Annotated in this window: 12 protein-coding genes; 11 read left to right on the top strand and 1 reads right to left on the bottom strand. The window is 55.9% G+C overall.

The annotated features are described in order from the left end of the window. Positions 1-79 precede the first annotated feature (79 nt). The 9 genes from ABQ298_14695 to ABQ298_14655 all read left to right on the top strand — a co-directional run bounded on the left by ABQ298_14695 (position 80) and on the right by ABQ298_14655 (position 12,751). Positions 80-2,890 (top strand): glycoside hydrolase family 2 TIM barrel-domain containing protein, encoded by a 2,811-nt coding sequence (locus ABQ298_14695; protein MEQ9825632.1) that lies wholly within the window; start codon positions 80-82, stop codon positions 2,888-2,890. Positions 2,891-2,969: 79 nt separating this feature from the next. Beyond that, on the top strand, positions 2,970-3,308 hold the full coding sequence (locus ABQ298_14690; GenBank protein MEQ9825631.1) for a hypothetical protein: 339 nt from the start codon (positions 2,970-2,972) through the stop codon (positions 3,306-3,308). After that, a complete protein-coding gene (locus ABQ298_14685; GenBank protein ID MEQ9825630.1) occupies positions 3,301-3,759 on the top strand; it encodes a periplasmic heavy metal sensor in 459 nt (152 codons plus the stop codon). Before ABQ298_14690 ends, ABQ298_14685 begins: the two co-directional genes overlap by 8 nt. A 7-nt stretch (positions 3,760-3,766) precedes the next feature. Then, positions 3,767-4,354, top strand: a complete 588-nt coding sequence (locus ABQ298_14680) for an RNA polymerase sigma factor (GenBank protein MEQ9825629.1) — start codon at positions 3,767-3,769, stop codon at positions 4,352-4,354. Between the two features lie 108 nt (positions 4,355-4,462). After that, positions 4,463-5,779: a TolC family protein gene (locus ABQ298_14675; GenBank protein ID MEQ9825628.1), complete on the top strand. Its 1,317-nt coding sequence runs from the start codon at positions 4,463-4,465 to the stop codon at positions 5,777-5,779. After that, entirely contained in the window at positions 5,772-7,688 is a 1,917-nt protein-coding gene (locus tag ABQ298_14670; protein MEQ9825627.1) for an efflux RND transporter periplasmic adaptor subunit, read from the top strand. The genes ABQ298_14675 and ABQ298_14670 overlap by 8 nt, the downstream gene beginning before the upstream one ends. 37 nt (positions 7,689-7,725) lie before the next feature. Continuing rightward, positions 7,726-8,457, top strand: a complete 732-nt coding sequence (locus tag ABQ298_14665) for a glutaredoxin (protein ID MEQ9825626.1) — start codon at positions 7,726-7,728, stop codon at positions 8,455-8,457. After that, positions 8,454-12,218 carry an efflux RND transporter permease subunit gene (locus ABQ298_14660; protein ID MEQ9825625.1) on the top strand — a complete coding sequence of 1,255 codons (3,765 nt, stop codon included), beginning with the start codon at positions 8,454-8,456 and terminating at the stop codon, positions 12,216-12,218. The genes ABQ298_14665 and ABQ298_14660 overlap by 4 nt, the downstream gene beginning before the upstream one ends. After that, positions 12,215-12,751, top strand: a complete 537-nt coding sequence (locus tag ABQ298_14655) for a DUF3347 domain-containing protein (protein ID MEQ9825624.1) — start codon at positions 12,215-12,217, stop codon at positions 12,749-12,751. The genes ABQ298_14660 and ABQ298_14655 overlap by 4 nt, the downstream gene beginning before the upstream one ends. A 152-nt stretch (positions 12,752-12,903) precedes the next feature. Here ABQ298_14655 and ABQ298_14650 read toward each other — a convergent pair whose 3' ends face one another. Beyond that, complete coding sequence (locus tag ABQ298_14650; GenBank protein ID MEQ9825623.1) at positions 12,904-14,436, bottom strand: sialate O-acetylesterase; 1,533 nt, start codon at positions 14,434-14,436, stop codon at positions 12,904-12,906. A 259-nt stretch (positions 14,437-14,695) separates the two neighbouring features. Between ABQ298_14650 and ABQ298_14645 the strand changes: the two genes are divergently transcribed. Both ABQ298_14645 and ABQ298_14640 read left to right on the top strand, forming a co-directional pair. Beyond that, positions 14,696-16,201: a glycosyl hydrolase family 28 protein gene (locus ABQ298_14645; GenBank protein ID MEQ9825622.1), complete on the top strand. Its 1,506-nt coding sequence runs from the start codon at positions 14,696-14,698 to the stop codon at positions 16,199-16,201. Between the two features lie 162 nt (positions 16,202-16,363). After that, entirely contained in the window at positions 16,364-19,108 is a 2,745-nt protein-coding gene (locus ABQ298_14640; GenBank protein MEQ9825621.1) for a family 78 glycoside hydrolase catalytic domain, read from the top strand. Positions 19,109-19,131: the final 23 nt, after the last annotated feature.

The raw sequence follows: 19,131 nt of genomic DNA, 5'->3' as shown, positions 1-19,131 counted from the left end.
TTCTGCTCAACCTGATGTAAGCCTTTACCACCCTACGGATGTTCGCATCCACCCAAATCAACCCAACTCACACCCCATCATGAAACATCTGCTGACCCTCACCTTGTGTCTGATTTTTCCCCTGCCGACCCTGCAGGCCAAACCCTCGTCGTCCCCTGAGACCGAGATCCTGATGCTTTCGGGCACGGGCAGTGATGATACTGTCGAGTGGGACTTCTGGGTCAGCGGAGGACGCAACGCGCAGCAGTGGTCGCGCATCCCGGTGCCCTCCAACTGGGAAATGCAGGGCTTTGGTTCCTATCACTACTGGCGGGACTGGGGAGAGGATGCCACCGATGACAGCGAGGCGGTTTACCGCCATGCATTCACGGTTCCGGACTCCTTCCATGGGCGCCAGATCCAACTCGTGTTTGGTGCGGTGATGACCGATGCGACCGTCTTTCTCAATGGGGAGCAGGTCGGTCCGACCCATCAGGGTGGGTTTTATGAGTTTTCCTACGATGTGACACCATTCCTGAACATCGGAGGGCGCAATGAACTGCGTGTCGAGGTGCAGAAATTCTCCTCCAATGTCTCCGTCAACGAAGCCGAGCGCGAGGCGGACTACTGGCTCTTTGGCGGCATCTACCGACCCGTCTGGCTCGAGAGTCGACCCTCCGCTCACATCGATCACGTTGCGGTGGATGCACGGCACGACGGTTCGATTGCGGTGCAGGTGGAACTGCAGGGTGTCACATCGGAGAGCGTGGTGAACGCAACGATACAGGAGCTTGGTGGCAACGTTTTGGGTAACCTTTCTGCCGTTGACGTGGCCCCAGGTCAGACTGCATTGCACCTGAGCGGCACGATTCCTGACGTGAAATCCTGGACCGCCGAAACCCCGCATCGCTACGAACTGGTGCTGGAACTCCAGCAGGGAAATGCGCTGGTGCACCGGGTGCGTGAGCGCATCGGCTTTCGCACGGTTGAGGTGAAACCGGGGGTAGGCATTTTTGTCAACGGCCAGCGCATCGTGCTCAAGGGCGTGAACCGGCACAGTTTCTGGCCAGATTCGGGAAGAGCCACCCATGCCGCACTCAGCATCGCGGACGTGAAGCTGATGAAGGAAATGAACCTCAACGCGGTGCGCATGAGTCACTATCCACCCGACTCCCACTTCCTTGATGCCTGTGACGAACTGGGACTCTATGTGATCGACGAACTTGGAGGCTGGCAAAAGGCCTACGATACCGAAGTCGGGAAACAACTCGTGCGCGAAACCGTGCGGCGCGATGTCAATCACCCGAGCATCATTCTCTGGGCCAACGGAAACGAAGGCGGCTGGAATACGGAGCTGGATGCAGAGTTCGCAAAGCACGACCCGCAGCAGCGCGTGGTCATTCACCCCTGGTCACTGTTCAACGGCATCAACACCAGCCACTATGAGGATTACAATTCGGGAGTGGAATGGTTCTTCAACGGACAGGACCTCATCCTCCCGACCGAATTTTTGCACGGACTCTACGACGGTGGTCACGGCGCGGGACTGAATGATTGGTGGCAACGCATGCTTGCCCATCCGCTGGGGGCGGGAGGATTTCTCTGGGCTTTTGCAGACGAAGGCATCGTGCGGGAGGATCTGGGTGGAGCCATTGATGTGGCGGGCAACCGCGCTCCGGATGGCATCGTGGGTCCCTATCGCGAACGCGAGGCAAGCTTTTTCACAATCAAGGAAATCTGGTCACCGGTTTATGTGCGGCAAAGCGAACTCGACACACTTACGGAGCATTTTGACGGTTGGCTGGATGTGGAGAATCGCTATGATTTCACCGATCTCAACACGGTGTCCTTTCGGTGGGAACTGCAGCGCCTGAGTGGGAATTCCATTGCCGAATTGCAGATGGAAACCATCGCACAGGGGCAAGTCAAATCCCCATCGGTGGCCCCCTGGCACAAGGGTCGCCTGTTCCTCGATATGCCAGACCACTGGTACCGCAGTGCCGATGTGCTTTCGCTCAGCGCGCACGACGCCAATGGGCACGAAATCTACACCTGGACGTGGTCCATCACTTTGCCATCGGAGGTAGTCACCCGGATGATGCCGGAACGTCAGTTTGCATACACTCAAGTGAGCGAGCATGCGGAGGTCATTGTAATGGAAAATCGCGGAGTTGAGGTGCAGATCGACCGGGAATCGGGTCGACTGGTGCAATTCAGCCGAAATGGGGTAAACAGTCCGCTCACCAACGGCGTTCAACCCATTGGATTTCCGGTTGGCAACCTGACGGCAGAGTCCGTTCCGGGTGGGGTGCGTTTTGCATCAGACAACGCTATCCTGCGCCAGTTGCAGTGGACACTCGATGATGCCGGATATCTTGCGTTGCACTACGACTTCCGGCTCCACAATCAGGAGTTCTACGATGCGATTGGTGTGAGCTTTGACTATGACGAGAGCGAAGTAACGGGAATCCAGTGGCTGGGCAAGGGTCCCTATCGTGTCTGGAAAAACCGGCGCAAAGGCGTGGAGTTCGGGTTGTGGGACAAGGCTTACAACGACACGATCACTGGACTCTCCTGGGACTACCCCGAATTCAAGGGCTTTCACGATGATGTGGCACTGGCCCGGCTCAGCGATGCGCGCATCGACCTGGAGATCCTGATCCCAACACCCGCTGTCAATCTGCGCCTGTTCACGCCAGCAGAGGCCGCCGAACCCGCCCACACCACCGTCACCTTCCCTCCGGGCGATCTCTCCTTTCTACACGCCTTTCCCCCGATTGGCACCAAGTTCAAGCCCGCAACTCGCCATGGACCCGAGGGTCAACCCAGCTGGTCCCATCGCGGAGGACAGCACTTTCGCGCTACGATCTACTTTCGCCTGCTGTCGCCAGACCGCAAAGAGGGACGCTGATCTCGGGGGAATGGGATCGGCCAGTTGCTGTGTTGCTTTTTTTTGAGGGTTTGCCACTCTATTTTGCGTTATATCCACTATGAATGATCTCCAGTTTGATGCCCTCATCCAATGTGCGAAGACAGAAGCCTTGCCAGATTGTCCCGAGTCATTGGAAGCGCGTGTCATGCAAAACGTGCTGCAAGACCGGGAGGGAAGGGTTTCTCTGTGGCAGCAGATCCGTTTCGCCTTTGCGCAACCGGGTCTGGCCATTGCCATGGTGGTGCTGACGGTTGCGGTAAGTTCCGGGGTGACGGTTCTCTCGTCCCGTTACCTCGATGATGCGACAGCTACTCGTGAGATTGCATCCCTGGCACTCGGGTTTGACGTCTTTCAGGCAACAGATCTATTGATCCCAACCCCCAGGAGTCATGAGTAATTCCCGCCCTTTCCCCCCGCAGTTGCTCATGGTCATTGGGTTGATGGTGCTCAGTGCGGTCATTTCGATTTTCACGACCAAGGTATTGTTGAAAGAGCGCAATTGGGATCGGCATGATGAGGCAGATGGGCACCAGTGGTTGCAGGAAACACTCGAATTGACTCCAGAGCAGGCGACAAGGGTCAATGCACTCGAACCGACTTACCGGGAGCAAAGGGCGCAGTTGCAGCGGGATTTTCAGAATCGCATCGAGCAGTTGCGCCAACACCTTGTGCAATCGGAGAGTTTCACGGATGACACACGCCAGGCGATCCATGAGTTGCATGTGGTGCATGGGGCGTTGCAGGAGCTGTCGATTCGCCATTATTACGATATGCTTCAGGTGTTGCCTGCGGACAAACAGGAAAAACTGAGAGACATCGCGAGCGAGGCATTGAGCACGCCTCAATGAGGGTTGAATGGAGGATGGAGATTCAGATGAAGTGCTGCTCCGACGAATGGCATCGGGCGATGTTGCGGCATTGTCCAGCTTGATGAAGCGCCACAAAAATGCGGTGTTCCGATTTGCTTACCGCTATCTGCACCACGAGTCGGATGCTGCGGAAGTTACCGAGCAGACCTTCTTGCGTGTCTATCAGAACGCGGTACGTTTTACTCCACGGGCAGCGGTGAAGACCTGGATGTTTTCCATCACGCGCAACCTTGCTATGGACTCCCTGCGTCGCAATCGAAAACACCGCGTATGGGTGCCGCTGCACTCCGGTGATTCGAAGCAGGAGGATACGGCAGCGCTCATCGATGTCATCGAATCGCAGTTGCCGCAACCCTCGGAGTCGACAGAGAACCGTGAGATGCTGGGGTTGTTCCATCAAAAGGTGACCACCCTTCCGGAAAAATTGCGCTTTCCCTTTGTCTTTTGTGTTCTGGAGGGGCATTCGCATGATGAATGTGCTGAGGTGTTGAGGACAAGCCGCAAGACCATCGAGACCCGCATCTATCGCGCCCGAATGCACTTGAAAAAGGAACTATCGTCTTTGTTCCATTGACATGCTGAGAGGGAAGGGAACGCGCACCGCAAGTGCGATGAGCTAGGCTGTTTGCGATACGATTTTTCTTTTTTGAGGGTTTTTCCAAAAATCCGCGTTGAAGGGATTATGACCTCAACGATCATGCGTTTGTGTTGCCTGGTACTCCTGAGCGGGGGCGTGAGTACCGTCAACGTCAGTTTTGCAGAAAGCGATTGGGAATCGACAAATCGATCCCTGGTCGACTACCTCGAGCAGGCCCTTTCGACGAACCCACAACTCCACGCTGTTGAGCAGCGTTATCGCGCTTCAGCACAACGCATCCCACAAGCGTCCGCATTGCCAGACCCCACCTTGCAGGTGACCCACTTTGTGGAGTCCATCCAGACCCGAAATGGCCCGCAAGAGAGCACGTTCATGCTCAGTCAGCGATTGCCATGGTTTGGGAAACGGGAATACCAGCGCAGTGCTGCATTTGCCGATGCGCAGGCCTTGCACCATTTGTATCAGGATCAGCAATTGTTGCTCGTTCAACGCGTATCCCAGGCGTTTTATGAATATGCCTACCTCGGGAAAGCCATCGACTTGACGCGTGAGAATCGCGACCTGCTGATGAAACTTGAACCGGTTGTGGAAGCGAAGGTTCAGGGTGGTGCTGCCATCAACGAACTCTTACGCCTCAAGGTCGAAATCGGAAAAATGGAGGATCGCCTGCAATCCCTCAGGCAGGAGCGCATCACCCGGTCTGCACAACTTGCTGAGCTGTTGACCCTGGAGATGAGATCCCTGATATCCTGGCCAGAGTGGCAGGCACCTTCCCCGTTGCAGGTGAATCGCGATGACCTGCAGGCAGCGGTGCGTGCCAATCACCCTCGGCTGAAAGCAATGGAGCTTCGAATCCAAAGTGCAGACGCCCGTCGGGAGCGCGCACGACTGGAGCGATACCCCGACGTTTCTGTAGGATTGAATTACGCCAGGATTGGAGATCCTTCGGTCAGTCCAGTTCCGGCATCTGCGGGTAAGGATGCCTGGGGAGTCTCGCTATCCCTCAACCTGCCAATCTGGACCGAGAAGAACAATGCCGCCGAGGCTGAAGCCCTTGCGGTTCAGCGTTCCAGTGAAAATGAACGAATCCAGCAGGAGAATGCGCTCATCACCCTGCTGAACACGACTCTGGCCAAACTGGAGAATGCCCAGCGCCAGCTCATCCTGTATGGAGACGAGTTGTTGGGTCTTGCCGAGCAGGCCGCTGAGAACAGCAGGGCCGCTTACGAGGGTGGAATCATGGGCATCCTTGAAGTGATCGACAGTGAACGCTCCCTTCTGGAATTCCAGCTGTACTACTGGAGAGCGGCTGCGGATGTCTGGCAACATCGCGTCATGCTTCAAACCCTGGCGAACGAACCCATCCTTGGAACTTTTGACGCAACGCATCAACATGAATAAAAAAATCATTCTGCTCACCACCCTGCCTGCGCTCATGACGCTTGTTCTGGGTCTGGCCATCGGCAAATTTGTCTTTTCGGGCCATTCGAATCAATCCGAAGCGCAGACGACCCACTCTGCCAGTCTCGGTGATGAACCGAGCATCTGGACCTGTTCCATGCACCCCCAAATTCAGCAACCGGAGCCGGGGGATTGCCCGATATGTGGCATGGATCTGATTCCATTGGAGCAGGATGGGGATTCGCACGACGAACCTCGCGTCCTGCGAATGAGTGAGGCATCCCGCGCTCTGGCTGAGATCCAGACCACTGCGATTGTACAGGATTTTCCTGAGGTCGAAACGCAACTGGTCGGGAAACTGGAGTATGATCAAACCCGCGAACAATCCCTTTCTGCCCGTTTCCCGGCCCGGATCGAGGAACTCTACGTCAATTTTACGGGCATGCGAGTCAAGGCAGGGGAGCATCTGGCCAAGGTTTACAGCCCCGATCTGCTTGCTGCCCAACGCGAACTGCTGGTCGCCCATCGCGCAGATCCCGATAGTTCCATTACGCGCTCTGCCAGGGAGAAGTTGCGCCTGTGGGATTTGTTACCGGGGCAAATCGAGGAGATTCTTGAGCGCGGAGAAGCGTCGGATCATTTTGTGCTCAAGGCACCCATTGGGGGCGTTGTGGTAGAGCAGCAGGTGAAAGAGGGTGACTATGTGACGCTCGGGCAGCCGTTGTTCCGCATTGTCGACCTCTCGACCCTGTGGGCGCAGTTGGATGCCTTTGAATCGGACCTGCCTTGGCTGCGCTATGGACAGAACGTGGATTTCAGCGTGGAGTCGTTTCCGGGTGATACGTTTCATGGCAGCATTGCCTTTATTGAACCCGAAGTGGATCGTCGCACCCGCACCGTGCCCATACGGGTGAACGTACCAAATGCAGAGGGGAAACTGAAGCCGGGCATGTTGATCCGTGCAAGCGTTGCCGTGCGACTGGCCGGTGAGGGTGAGGTGTATGCTCCGGAGTTTGCCGGAAAATGGATCAGCCCGATGCACCCGGAGATCGTGAAGGATGAACCGGGGCAATGCGATGTTTGCGGTATGGATCTGGTTCCTGCAGAGACTCTCGGTTTTGTCGATGAAAAGAGGCCTGAAGCCCCCTTGCTGGTTCCTGCCTCAGCGGTCTTGCGCACAGGCAGGCGGGCGGTGGTATATGTGGAAAAGCCCGATGCGGATCGACCTACCTATGAGGGGCGGGAGATTGTTTTGGGTCCGCGAGCAGGGGAAGTCTTTCTAGTGGCGAGCGGACTGCAGGTGGGTGATCGTGTCGTCACCAAGGGTGCGTTCAAAATTGACAGCGCGCTGCAAATCCAGGCCAAGCCCAGCATGATGAATCCGGCTGGCGGCGACTCTGCACCGGGTCATTCACACAGCGATGCCGGAGACAGGCACCTTGAAGCGGAACCATCGAAGACGGACATGCCTGAGGTGGAGATTGCAGGCGAGTTGGCACCGCAGCTGATCGAAGCCTATCTGGCCATGCAGTCGGCACTGGCTGCAGATGAGTTGCAGAGCGCTCAAAACCAGGCTGAAGCCATGATGAAGCTTACTGGTCATGATGGAGCACTTCCGATGCTGCTGCACGAAATGCTGGCTGCCGACAGTTTGGATCGATTCCGCAAACCCCACTTTGAGCGGCTATCAAACGCGATGATTGCTGCCGTCAGGGAAAATCCAAAAGCTTTTGAGGGGGAATGGTTGGTGATGCATTGCCCCATGGTTTATGGGGATCGGGGTGCCGACTGGCTACAGGCTGAAGAACCCCTTCAAAACCCTTATTTTGGTGCCATGATGCTGAGGTGTGGTGAGGTGATTGAAACCATCCCGCAACATCCTGCATCCCACGCAGAGCACGGATCCTGAAACACTGTAAGCAGGAATAGAACGCAGACCTATGACCATGAAAGAAAAAGCAGTTATTTATCGCATGATGACCTCCGACCACCTTTGTCCATGGGGGATCAAAGGAGTCGATTTGTTGAAACGCCACGGTTATTCCGTCGAGGATCGAGCACTTCGCACCCGCGACGAAGACCGGCAATTCAAGGAAAAGCACAAGGTCGATGAGACTCCCCAGATTTGGATCGGAGAAAAGCACATTGGCGGTTATGATGCCCTGCGCGAGTATTTGGGACTCGGCCCCGACCCGCGTGAAGGTGAAACCTACCAGCCTGTGATTGCCATCTTCGCGGTTACCTTCGCAATGGCACTCTCTGCAAGTTGGGCCAGTCTGGGCGGGTTTGATCTGATTCGCTTCGTCGAGTGGTTCATCGCGTTTTCGATGTGTGTTCTTGGTATTCAAAAGCTTCGGGACCTGCAATCGTACACCAACGGATTCATCCAGTATGACCTACTGGCCCAGCGCTATGTGCCGTATGCGGTTCTCTATGCGCTCATCGAAACCCTTGGTGGGGTATTCATGATCGCGGGAGTGCTGACATCGATCATTGCGCCGATTGTGCTCGTGGCGACCGGCGTCGGAGCGATCTCCATCGTCAAAGCGGTGTACATCGAAAAACGTGACTTGAAATGTGCCTGTGTCGGAGGGGGCAGTGACGTTCCACTAGGATTTATTTCCCTCACTGAAAACCTGATGATGATGGCGATGGCCATCTGGATGCTTTTGAAATGATCAACAGACTCATTCGATTCTGCCTGGAGCAGAAACTCGTTGTGGTTCTTTTCATCCTGGTATGGGTGATCTGGGGTGTTGCGGTTGCACCCTTTGACTGGGAGAGCGACATCTTCCCAAGGGATCCGGTGCCCGTGGATGCGATTCCCGATATTGGTGAGAACCAACAGATTGTGTTTACGGAGTGGGCTGGCCGCTCACCGCAGGACATTGAGGATCAGATCACCTATCCGCTCACCAGTGCGCTTCTGGGATTGCCGGAGGTCAAGACCATCCGGAGTTATTCCATGTTTGGGTTTGTGTCGATCTACATCATCTTCAAGGAGGGTGCGGAGTTCTACTGGACCCGAAGTCGCATTCTTGAAAAACTGAACAGCCTGCCAGCGGGCACGCTGCCCGAAGGCGTATCCCCGCAACTCGGACCTGACGCAACTGCACTGGGGCAGGTCTTTTGGTACACACTGGAAGGTCGAACTGCGGATGGAAAACCTGCGGGAGGGTGGGATCTTGATGAGCTGCGCAGCACGCAGGACTGGTATGTGCGCTATGCACTCCAGGGAGTGGATGGAGTGGCTGAAGTCGCATCCATCGGTGGCTTTGTCAAAGAATATCAGGTGGATGTGGATCCTGCCGCTTTGCGAAGTTACGGGATTTCACTGCAGGAGGTTTTTGATGCGGTGCGGGGAAGCAATGTCGATGTGGGGGCTCGCACCATTGAGATCAATTCCGTCGAATACGTCATTCGGGGATTGGGCTTTCTCAAGAATCTCGAGGACCTGCGCAAGACTGTGATCACACAGCGTGATCGAGTACCGATCACGCTTGAACACGTTGCGGAAATTGAATTGGGACCTGCACTGCGCCGAGGAGCACTTGACAAGGCCGGAGCTGAGGCAGTCGGTGGCGTCGTGGTCACACGATTTGGGGAGAATCCTTTGGCTGTGATCAAGCGGGTGAAGGAAAAGATCAGCGAAATTTCCCCGGGACTTCCGCGTAAAACCCTTGACGACGGAACGGTGAGTCAAGTGGAAATCGTACCGTTCTATGACCGCACCGGGTTGATCTATGAAACGCTCGGCACTTTGGAAGATGCGGTGCGGCAGCAGATTCTGGTGACCATCATTGTGGTGGTGCTGATGTTGATGCACCTGCGCAGTGCTTCCCTGATATCCGGCATCCTGCCATTGGCAGTGTTGTTTTCATTCATTGGAATGAAACTGTTTGGTGTGGACGCCAACGTGGTTGCGCTTTCGGGCATTGCCATCGCGATTGGCACCATCGTGGACATGGGAGTGGTGCTGATTGAGAACCTCCTGAAACACCTCGACAACGCTGATCCAGAGGAGAGTCGGCTCGAGGTGGTATATCGTGCCTGTTCGGAAGTGGGAGGAGCCGTGACGACTGCAGTGTTGACGACGGTGATCAGCTTCCTCCCGGTGTTCACGATGGAAGCAGCAGAGGGGAAATTGTTTCGTCCGCTGGCCTATACCAAGACCTTTGCACTGATCGGCTCGATCCTTGTGGCACTGACGATCATTCCACCTCTGGCGCATTGGCTCATTGCGGGGCGGTTCAAGGCCCAATGGGTTCGCTATGGACTCTGGGTTGGCATCGCGGTTGTGGGAATGGCGGGTATGGTTTTTGTAAAAGACATTCCCCTGTGGCTCGGCGTGTTGATGATGGCAGTTGCGGCCTTTCACCTGTGTTCGAATCGCATCCCTGCATCCGTGCGTCGTCTGTTGTTCATCGGATTCAACGTCATCGTTGCGATGGCGGTTGCCATTTGGTTGGCGCGGGACTGGAAGCCTCTGGGACCCGAACTGCCTGTCCAGAACCTGGTTTTTGTTCTGGTCGCCATTGGCGGGCTGCTCGGGTCGGTAGTGCTGTTCATTCGCAGCTATGCGCGTATACTGGCCTTTTTGCTGCGCTTCAAACTGGCCTTCCTTGGGCTGAACCTGTGCGTTATCGCATTCGGGTTCATCATCTGGTTGGGCTGGAGCAGTGTTTTCGGATGGTTACCACAGGCCGCAAAGAGCAGCAAACCCTTTGTGACTCTGGCCCATGCCCTGCCCGGGCTTGGCAAGGAGTTCATGCCCGATCTTGATGAGGGATCCTTTCTCCTGATGCCCACCACCATGCCGCATGCCTCGATTGGAGAAGTGATGGATGTGCTTCGTAAACAGGACATGGCCATTCATGCGATCCCTGAGGTTGAAACTGCGGTGGGCAAATTGGGCCGTGTCGAGAGTTCATTGGACCCTGCGCCGATCTCCATGATTGAGACGGTGATCAACTACAAATCCGAGTTTATCACCGATGAAGCAGGCCGCATCCTCACCTTCGCATATGACGATGCTATGAACTCGTTTGAGCGGGATGCGGATGGGGAACTGGTTTTCGATCCTGATGGCCGACCCTTCCGACAGTGGCGTGAGCATATCCAGAGTCCTGACGACATCTGGGATGAGATTGTGAGTGCTGCAACCATCCCCGGCACCACATCGGCACCCAAACTGCAACCCATTGCCGCACGTCTGGTCATGCTGTCAAGTGGCATGCGCGCACCGATGGGACTCAAGGTATTTGGTCCCGACCTGGAGACGCTCGAGCAGGTAGCGCTCGACATCGAAACATTGCTCAAACAAGTGCCATCGATCAAATCTGAGGCTGTTCTTGCGGATCGCATCGTTGGCAAACCCTACCTTGAAATCGACATCAATCGGGATGCCATTGCACGCTATGGTATCAGTGTACGAAAGGTGCAGGATGTGATCGAAGTCGCGATGGGTGGAAAACCCATCACGCAGACGGTTGAAGGGCGCGAGCGTTACCACGTCAGGGTGCGCTACCTGCGGGAATTGCGCGATCAGTTTGAGGCCATCGAAGCCATCCTGGTGGCAGCCCCCGATGGAACCCAGGTTCCATTGCGCGAACTCGCTACGCTTCGCTACCTGCGAGGCCCTCAGGTCATCAAAAGCGAGGATACGTTTCTGGTGGGGTACGTGATTTTTGACCATCACGATGGATTTGCTGAAGTGGAAGTGGTGGAACAGGCAAAGGCATTTCTTGAGCAAAAGATTCAATCAGGAGAGCTGCACATTCCCACAGGCGTACGATACCAGTTCACGGGCAGTTATGAGAATCAGATCCGGGCGGAGAAGAAACTCCGGGTTGTGCTGCCCCTTGCGCTGTTTGCCATCTGGTTGATTCTGTACTTCCAGTTCAGGCGCGTATCCACCACGCTCATGATCTTCTCCGGCATCCTCTTTGCATGGTCGGGCGGATTCATTCTGCTCTGGTTGTATGGTCAACCCTGGTTTTTCGACTTCAGCCTGTTCGGCCAGAACCTGCGGGATCTCTTCCAAATGGGAACCATCAACCTCAGCGTAGCGGTGTGGGTCGGATTTCTGGCCCTGTTCGGCATCGCGACCGACGATGGTGTACTCATGATGACCTACATCCATCAACGCATGTCCGAGGCTCCCCCAAGCACGGTTGAGCAAATTCGCCAGCGTGTCATCGAAGCTGCCACCAGACGGGTTCGTCCCGCCATGATGACCAGTGCCACCACGATCCTCGCTCTGCTTCCAGTTCTGACATCAACGGGACGCGGCTCCGACATCATGGTGCCGATGGCAATACCCTCTTTCGGCGGCATGATGCTGGCAGTACTCACTATTTTTGTGGTCCCCGTTCTGTTTTGCGGGATGACCGAACTCACCCACCGAATCCAATCCAGTCGAAAGGAAATACACACATGAAATACCAGATAGTCTTCACCCTTGCGCTACTGATGAGCGCAATCACCTCATTTGCCAAATCTGAAGACCCTGCATCTTCGTGGCTTGAGCATCTCATCGAACCCTACCTCCAGGTCCAGAAGCACTTGGCTGCTGATGACCTGTCGGGAGCGCAAGCTGAAGCAAAGATCCTGCTCGAGGCGTTGGCCAGTCAAACACATACCGGATCATCGCATCAGCCTGGGGCAGTGGTGTCGGAATCTGCGATGAAGATCCAGGACTCCAGTGACCTTCAATCTGCGCGGGTTGCATTCCGCGAGCTGTCCGGGGAGTTATTGGAATGGGTGGAACAGGACGGTTCCATTGGTGCAAAGACCCTCTATGTGGTCCGATGTCCCATGGCATTTGGTAACGAAGGTGCGAGTTGGCTTCAGGACGGAAAAACCGTTTCCAACCCCTACTACGGTGCCAGTATGCTGCGCTGTGGAAGCATCGAGAAGGAAATCGCCGCTCAGTCAGGCGAAGCTGCAACTGATGCTCACCATCATCATTGATCTTTTCCAGCGGGGGAATGGGATCGGACAGAATCGCAGAAGTGAAACGCATTTCATCCCTGTAGCGAAACTTGTGAACATTCTGATCAGATGCGTCTGCAATTGAACAGCCAGGCAAGGCTGTTTCAGATCCACCTGCTTCGACCGCAGGACTATCTCAACCATGCTTCAAATGGGCTGGCGGGCAGGCGTTCCGCGTTGGTCAGGTTGGCATCTTTGGGATTGTTCTGCCAGGCGTAGCGCACGCGCTCAGGGCTGGGGACATCGGTGCTGGTCACAATGACGGTATCCTTCCCATCGAGCGTTGCGACCGCCGGATAAAACACGCCGTCCAGTCCGGCAAGTGTGAACCCTCTGAGTTTGCGGTCATCGAGGATGTGCAGGCCCGAACCCGTCTGGGTAAACGTGAGCACGGCCTGGTTGCCAGTTACCCGTGCCGTCGCGAGTTCGGGTCCGCCGCGCAGCTCAATTTCCTCATACACGTCTGCGAGTGCCCATCGGGCGAGGCGGCGACCGACCTCCTGTTTGTTGCGTGGATGAATGTCATTGGCTTCGCCGATATCAATCGTGACGGCGAGTCCGACGTGCTCCATGGAGTTTGCCAGGTTGCGCTGGGCTTCCCTGAGCTGTGGCCAGGGATCATTCGAAGGTTCCGTGCGGTAGTCCATGAATCCGGCCAATTGCACGATGCCAAAGGGCAGCTGTTCCTGTCCCCAGCGCTCGCGCCAGTCCTCGATCATCACCTGCAGCCGCTCATCGTAATCGCTCGGGTTCCACCCCGCATCCGTTTCTCCCTGATACCAGATCGCTCCGCGGATCGTGTAGGGGGCAATCGGTGCAAGCATGCCATTGGCAAGGTTTGCGGGGAAGTGCGGATCCGTGCGTTCTTTCGGACGCGAACGCCAGGGAGCTGGGTCGGGCGTGCCGGCTGCGTTCAGCGCATCCTGCTCCTTCTGCCATTCGACCAGCCGTTCCGCTGAATCCTGCACCATCGCCTCCCACTCGGCCACCTTGCCGACCAGCTGCGGATGACGGTGCATCGCTTCCATGCGGGTCCATGCGATCGCCGGGGTTCCTCCCCAGGCAGAGTGAATTAGGCCGACTGGAACATTCAGGACCTGCTGGAGATCCCGCCCGAAATAATAACCCGTGCCGCTGAAATCACCGACGGTGTCGGGAGCGCAGACTTTCCATACGGCATTGTCGCTGAAGCGTGCTTCCTGTGCGGTGACGTGGTTTACCTTATAGAACCGGATATGGGGATGACGGGCTGCCAGACGCTCCATGTCGGCATCTTTGAGTCGGTCGACGGTCCAGTCCATGTTGGATTGACCGGAGCACAGCCAAACCTCACCCACCAGCACATCGCTGAAGCGAAGTTCATGTTCACCCGAACTGATCGTCAGTGTCCGGGATTCAAACGATGCCTCCTGAGCGGGCAGACTGAGCTGCCACATTCCCTCTGCATTTACTCGGGTCGTTTCATTTACAGTTGCGAAGGTTACAGTCACCACAGACCCCGGAGCTGCACGTCCCCAGACGCGGATGGGTTGCTGTTGCTGCAGTACCATGTGGTCGGAGAACACATTGGAAACCTCCAACGCCACCGACGGGCTGAGTCCGAGAAAGGCCGTCAGTAGCAACAGGAGCGATTGGCGAATGAAGGGATTGGCTGGAATCATCATGGGGAAAAATCAAATGGTGAGTGAGTTCATATTCAGAACCCTGCTCCGAATTTGCAACAGTGCGAATGGCAGGAGTCAATGGGTGTTGTGTGAGCTTGAAGCATAGCCGACATCCCTGAGACAACCAGTTGCACCATCACCACTAAAAGAAAATCACAGATTTTTTTAGTAAGCAGGGTCAGTTCATCTGTCTGGGAATGACACCGCAATTTCTCCCTTTGTGAAAATCGCCACTCTGGCCGTTCACCCGCTTCAACTTATGAACAAGATATACACATTTCTCTGGCTCAGCATGGGCCTGACAACCCTGCTTCAGGCCCTCACCCATGACATCACTTCGCAGGGAGCGATTCCTGATGATGATGGGGATGACACAGTGGCCATCCAGCAAGTGATCGATGCCTGCGCCGCTGCGGGTGGAGGCACTGTGAACTTTCCGGCTGGTACCTGGCATTCGGGCACCGTTTATCTGCGAAGCAATGTGAGCATCCACCTCGAAAACGGGGCAATCTGGCGGGGTGTGAATGCTGCAGAAGCCTTTCCTCCCATCGAACCTCGGGTGAAGTCACGGGAGGATCTTGAGCCGCGTCCGGCGTTTCTCTACGGCTATCGCGTGGAGAATGTCCGTATCTACGGAAGCGGCATGATCGCCCCGGGCGGTGAACATGCCATCTGGAAAAGCGACCGTGATAACGTGCGCTATCACGAGCGTCCCTTTGGCATCCATCTGGTGGAGTCGAAGCACATTACGGTTGAGGGAATTCGCATGGAAAATTCTGCGTTCTGGATGCAGCGCTATTTCCTCTGTGATCATGTGCGCCTCAGTGACCTCACGATCTACAATCACTGCAATCTGAACAATGATGGCATCGACATTGACGGGTGCCATGATGTGGTGATTGACAACTGCATTATCGACTCCAGTGATGACGCGCTTGTGCTCAAATCGGAGGGACTGCGCACCGTAGAGGATGTCGTCATTTCCAACTGCATTCTCAGTTCCCATGCCACGCCGCTTAAACTGGGTACGGGTTCTGTGGGAGGATACAAGCGTGTTGCGATCAGCAACATCGTGATCCGGTCCTCTAAATCGCCAAAGATGATCCATGTGCATGAGGCGTGGGGTGGTCTCTCGGGCATCGATCTGCTCAGTGTCGACGGTGGCATCCTGCAGGATATTCAGATCGATAATGTGATCATGCACGGTGTGGAAACTCCGTTTTTCATCAAACTTGGCAATCGTCACAGTGAGTGGGAGGGTAAGCCAGATGCCACCCCTGGACGGGTTGAAAACATTGTGATTTCGAATCTAACCGCCCGTGACTGTGGCCCCATCAGTAGTGCGATTACCGGATACCCCGGGCATCCGGTTCGCGGGGTCAGGCTTTCCAACATCGACATCACCATGCGGGGCAAAGGACCTGCTGGTTCGGCGATGGAACCGGTGCCAGAGCATAGCAACCACTATCCCTTCAATCGCATGTTCAAGACGGATTTGCCGACCTATGGACTTTTTCTCCGGCACGTGGAGAACCTGCGCCTGGAGAATGTTCGCCTGTCCTATACGGGAATGGAGCAGCGACATGCACTTTGGGTGGAGCAGGCTCGTGATGTGGTATTTCAGGGGTTGGAGCTTCTCGCACCGGTGGGAGAAAACTCATGGGTACAGCTTCATGAGGCGACCGATGTGACGTTTCGCAATAGCAACGCAACCCGTGAGGATGTGTCTCTTTCAGCGACCTCAGGAATCCACTTCCTGCCCTGATTCGCATCCCGGCACGGACTTCAGTTCAGACGCTATAATGGATCGTGCAATATCATGCATGAATTGAACTTGTGATGGCTCCCCATGCTTTCAACTCAATGTGATTTCATTCGCATCCTTTTCGGTTAACCGATACAAAAGAATCCCCGAACGCTTAAGCCCATGATCCCCTTGCTCCGCTCCTTCCTGATCTCAATCCCACTGCTCAGCTTGATGCTCAGTGCTGACCCATTGCAACCGGGCGACCTGCGCTGCGAATATCTGCACGACCCTCAGGTCGTCGATGTGCCAGCTCCGCGCCTGAGCTGGATCAATGCCGCCCGTCCGGGGGCACGGGGAGTGATTCAGAGCGCATGGCAGGTGCGCGTGGCAAGCGATCCCTTGCAGCTTAATGATCCTGACCTCTGGGACAGTGGAAAGGTGACATCGTCCCGGAATCATCGCATCGCCTATGACGGTGAAGCACTGCAGTCCCGTCAGGAATGCTGGTGGCAGGTTCGCGTGTGGAATGGGGATGATGAGGTTTCTGAATGGAGTGAACCCGCATTCTGGCGCATGGGATTGCTCAGGGCAGAGGACTGGAAGGCGAGCTGGATTGGTGCCCCATGGCAGGGCGAGGAAGCACTGCCCAAACCGTCGGGAGGCCCCGATGGTCGTCCCGAAGCGTTTGGTCCGCCCGCCCCGCTCCTGAGAAAATCCTTTGGAATTCGCAAGCCAGTGGAAAAGGCAGTCATCTACACCACGGGCCTGGGGTATTTTGAACTCTCCCTGAACGGTCGAAAGGTGGGGGATGGTGTGCTGATTCCCAACCAGACCAACTATGGCAAGCGGCCTGAGCTTGAGCAGGCCTACATCGCGCTGCCCGACGATTTTCACGACTACAAGGTGATGTACCTCGCCTACGACCTCACGGATCAGCTTCAGCAGGGCGAGAATGTGCTTGGCAGCATCCTGGGAAATGGATTCTACAACCCTGCCAAATACTGGGCCGATGCCTACGGATCACCCCGTTTTCTGGCGCAACTCCACATCACTTACACCGACGGAACGGAGGAGATCATCGTGAGCGATGATAGCTGGACGGCGGCGCGCAGTCCCATCCTGATGGACATGGTGTATTATGGTGAGACTTACGATGCCCGACTGGAGCAGGAGGGCTGGAACACACCCGGATTTGATGCGAGCAATTGGGAGCCAGTGGCTCTGCGGAAGGCCCCGGATGGACGCCTGGTGGCCCATACAGCCTCCACCGACAAGATAACGGAGGTACTGCAACCCCAACGAATCGAGCGTCTGGGCGAGGGACATTACCGTGTGGATTTTGGTGAGGAAATTTCCGGGTGGGTGCGCCTGCACGGTGTTTCGGGACCAGAGGGTCACGCCATCGATATCGAATTTCTCAGCAGCAATTATTCCGGGGACAACCGCTACATCCTGCGTGGAGAGGGAGCGGAAGACTACGCACCGCGCTTTAACTGGTTTGTATTTCGGGAAATCGAGATTCACAACTGGCCGGGTGATCTGAGTCCGACCCACCTGACCGCCGAGGTGGTCAATACCCAGTTCGAAGCGACTGCGCACGTCGAAACTTCGAACCCCCTGCTCAATGCGATCAACCGCATCTGGCGACGCAGTCAGGTGGGCAACATGCATGGCGGAATCGTCAGCGATTGCCCGCACCGCGAACGCTCGGGCTATACGGGTGACGGACAGGTGGCCTGTTCGACCGTGTTTCACAACTACGATGCGCGTGATGTTTATCACAAGTGGATCGGGGATATTCGTGATGCACAGATTGTTTCTACTGGCTATGTGCCCAATGGTGCACCCTGGCAGTCCGGCTGTGGTGGGGGTGTGGCCTGGGGGGCGGCGATTGCGATCATGCCCTGGGAGTTCTACCAGCACTACGGATCACTCGATATGCTCGAAAACACCTATCCCGCGATGAAGGGTTACCTTGACTATCTGGAAACCTGGAAAACTCCCGAGGGCATCGTGCACTCTCAGCGCACTGGCAATGATGGCAAGGTGCTGAAATGGTTCAATCTGGGAGACTGGGTAGCACCGGGCGAATTGCCCGATGATGCGTTGGTGCACACGTTTTATTACTGGCACTGCGCAGACCTGACCGCCAAGACCGCAGCGGTGTTGGGACATTTGCATGAGGCAGAGCACTACGCCGCGCTGGCGGAGTCGAGCCGAGCGGCCTTCCAACGGGCATTTTACGACGGACCCACCGGAAGTTTTGGAGATGCCGGTGCCGATATCCTTGCCCTGCGCATGGGCCTTGATGAACCCATGCGCAGCAGCGTGATCGAGGCTGTGCGTCAAAATCTGATCGCCGATGACGGGCACCTGGACACCGGTATTTTTGGGACACGCTACTTCTTTGAAATACTGGCGGAGCATGGCCTGAACGAGCAGGCCTACACAGCGATCACCAAGACCACACAGCCCGGCTTTGGCTGGTGGCTGGAACAGGGTGCGACCACGACCTGGGAGAAATGGGATGGCACGGGTTCGCGCAATCACCCCATGTTTGGGGGTGGACTGGTGTGGCTGTATCGTAATCTGGCTGGCATGCAGATCGATCCTGAGCAGCCTGCCTACAGGCACATTGTCTTCCGCCCGCAACCGGTGGCAGATCTTGAGTTTGTCGAATACTCGAACCAGACGGTCTTCGGAGAAGCGGGTATCCGCTGGCAGCGACAGGGTGAGGCACTCGTTATCACCACCACCGTTCCGGTTGGATCGACTGCCACGCTTCATTTTCCAACGACAAACGGCGCCGAACTCAAGGAATCCGGTATCCCCGTGACGGATCATCCAGACGTGAAGGTTGTTGAAATCACTCCAGAGTCCGTCGTTCTGTCCATGGCCTCCGGTCGGTACCGGTTTCATCCCTGATCACCCGGATCGAGGCATCAAAG

It is taken from the genome of Puniceicoccaceae bacterium (genome assembly GCA_040224245.1).
Taxonomy (GTDB): Bacteria; Verrucomicrobiota; Verrucomicrobiia; order Opitutales; family JAFGAQ01; genus JAKSBQ01.
This window is presented reverse-complemented; position numbering and strand designations above follow the sequence as displayed.

Excerpts from the sequence above, each read along its gene's own strand:
- ABQ298_14695 (MEQ9825632.1), top strand. The coding sequence starts at position 80 with ATGAAACATCTGCTGACCCTCACCTTGTGTCTGATTTTTCCCCTGCCG.
- ABQ298_14690 (MEQ9825631.1), top strand. The coding sequence starts at position 2,970 with ATGAATGATCTCCAGTTTGATGCCCTCATCCAATGTGCGAAGACAGAA.
- ABQ298_14685 (MEQ9825630.1), top strand. The coding sequence starts at position 3,301 with ATGAGTAATTCCCGCCCTTTCCCCCCGCAGTTGCTCATGGTCATTGGG.
- ABQ298_14680 (MEQ9825629.1), top strand. The coding sequence starts at position 3,767 with ATGGAGGATGGAGATTCAGATGAAGTGCTGCTCCGACGAATGGCATCG.
- ABQ298_14675 (MEQ9825628.1), top strand. The coding sequence starts at position 4,463 with ATGACCTCAACGATCATGCGTTTGTGTTGCCTGGTACTCCTGAGCGGG.
- ABQ298_14670 (MEQ9825627.1), top strand. The coding sequence starts at position 5,772 with ATGAATAAAAAAATCATTCTGCTCACCACCCTGCCTGCGCTCATGACG.
- ABQ298_14665 (MEQ9825626.1), top strand. The coding sequence starts at position 7,726 with ATGAAAGAAAAAGCAGTTATTTATCGCATGATGACCTCCGACCACCTT.
- ABQ298_14660 (MEQ9825625.1), top strand. The coding sequence starts at position 8,454 with ATGATCAACAGACTCATTCGATTCTGCCTGGAGCAGAAACTCGTTGTG.
- ABQ298_14655 (MEQ9825624.1), top strand. The coding sequence starts at position 12,215 with ATGAAATACCAGATAGTCTTCACCCTTGCGCTACTGATGAGCGCAATC.
- ABQ298_14650 (MEQ9825623.1), bottom strand. The coding sequence starts at position 14,436 with ATGATGATTCCAGCCAATCCCTTCATTCGCCAATCGCTCCTGTTGCTA.
- ABQ298_14645 (MEQ9825622.1), top strand. The coding sequence starts at position 14,696 with ATGAACAAGATATACACATTTCTCTGGCTCAGCATGGGCCTGACAACC.
- ABQ298_14640 (MEQ9825621.1), top strand. The coding sequence starts at position 16,364 with ATGATCCCCTTGCTCCGCTCCTTCCTGATCTCAATCCCACTGCTCAGC.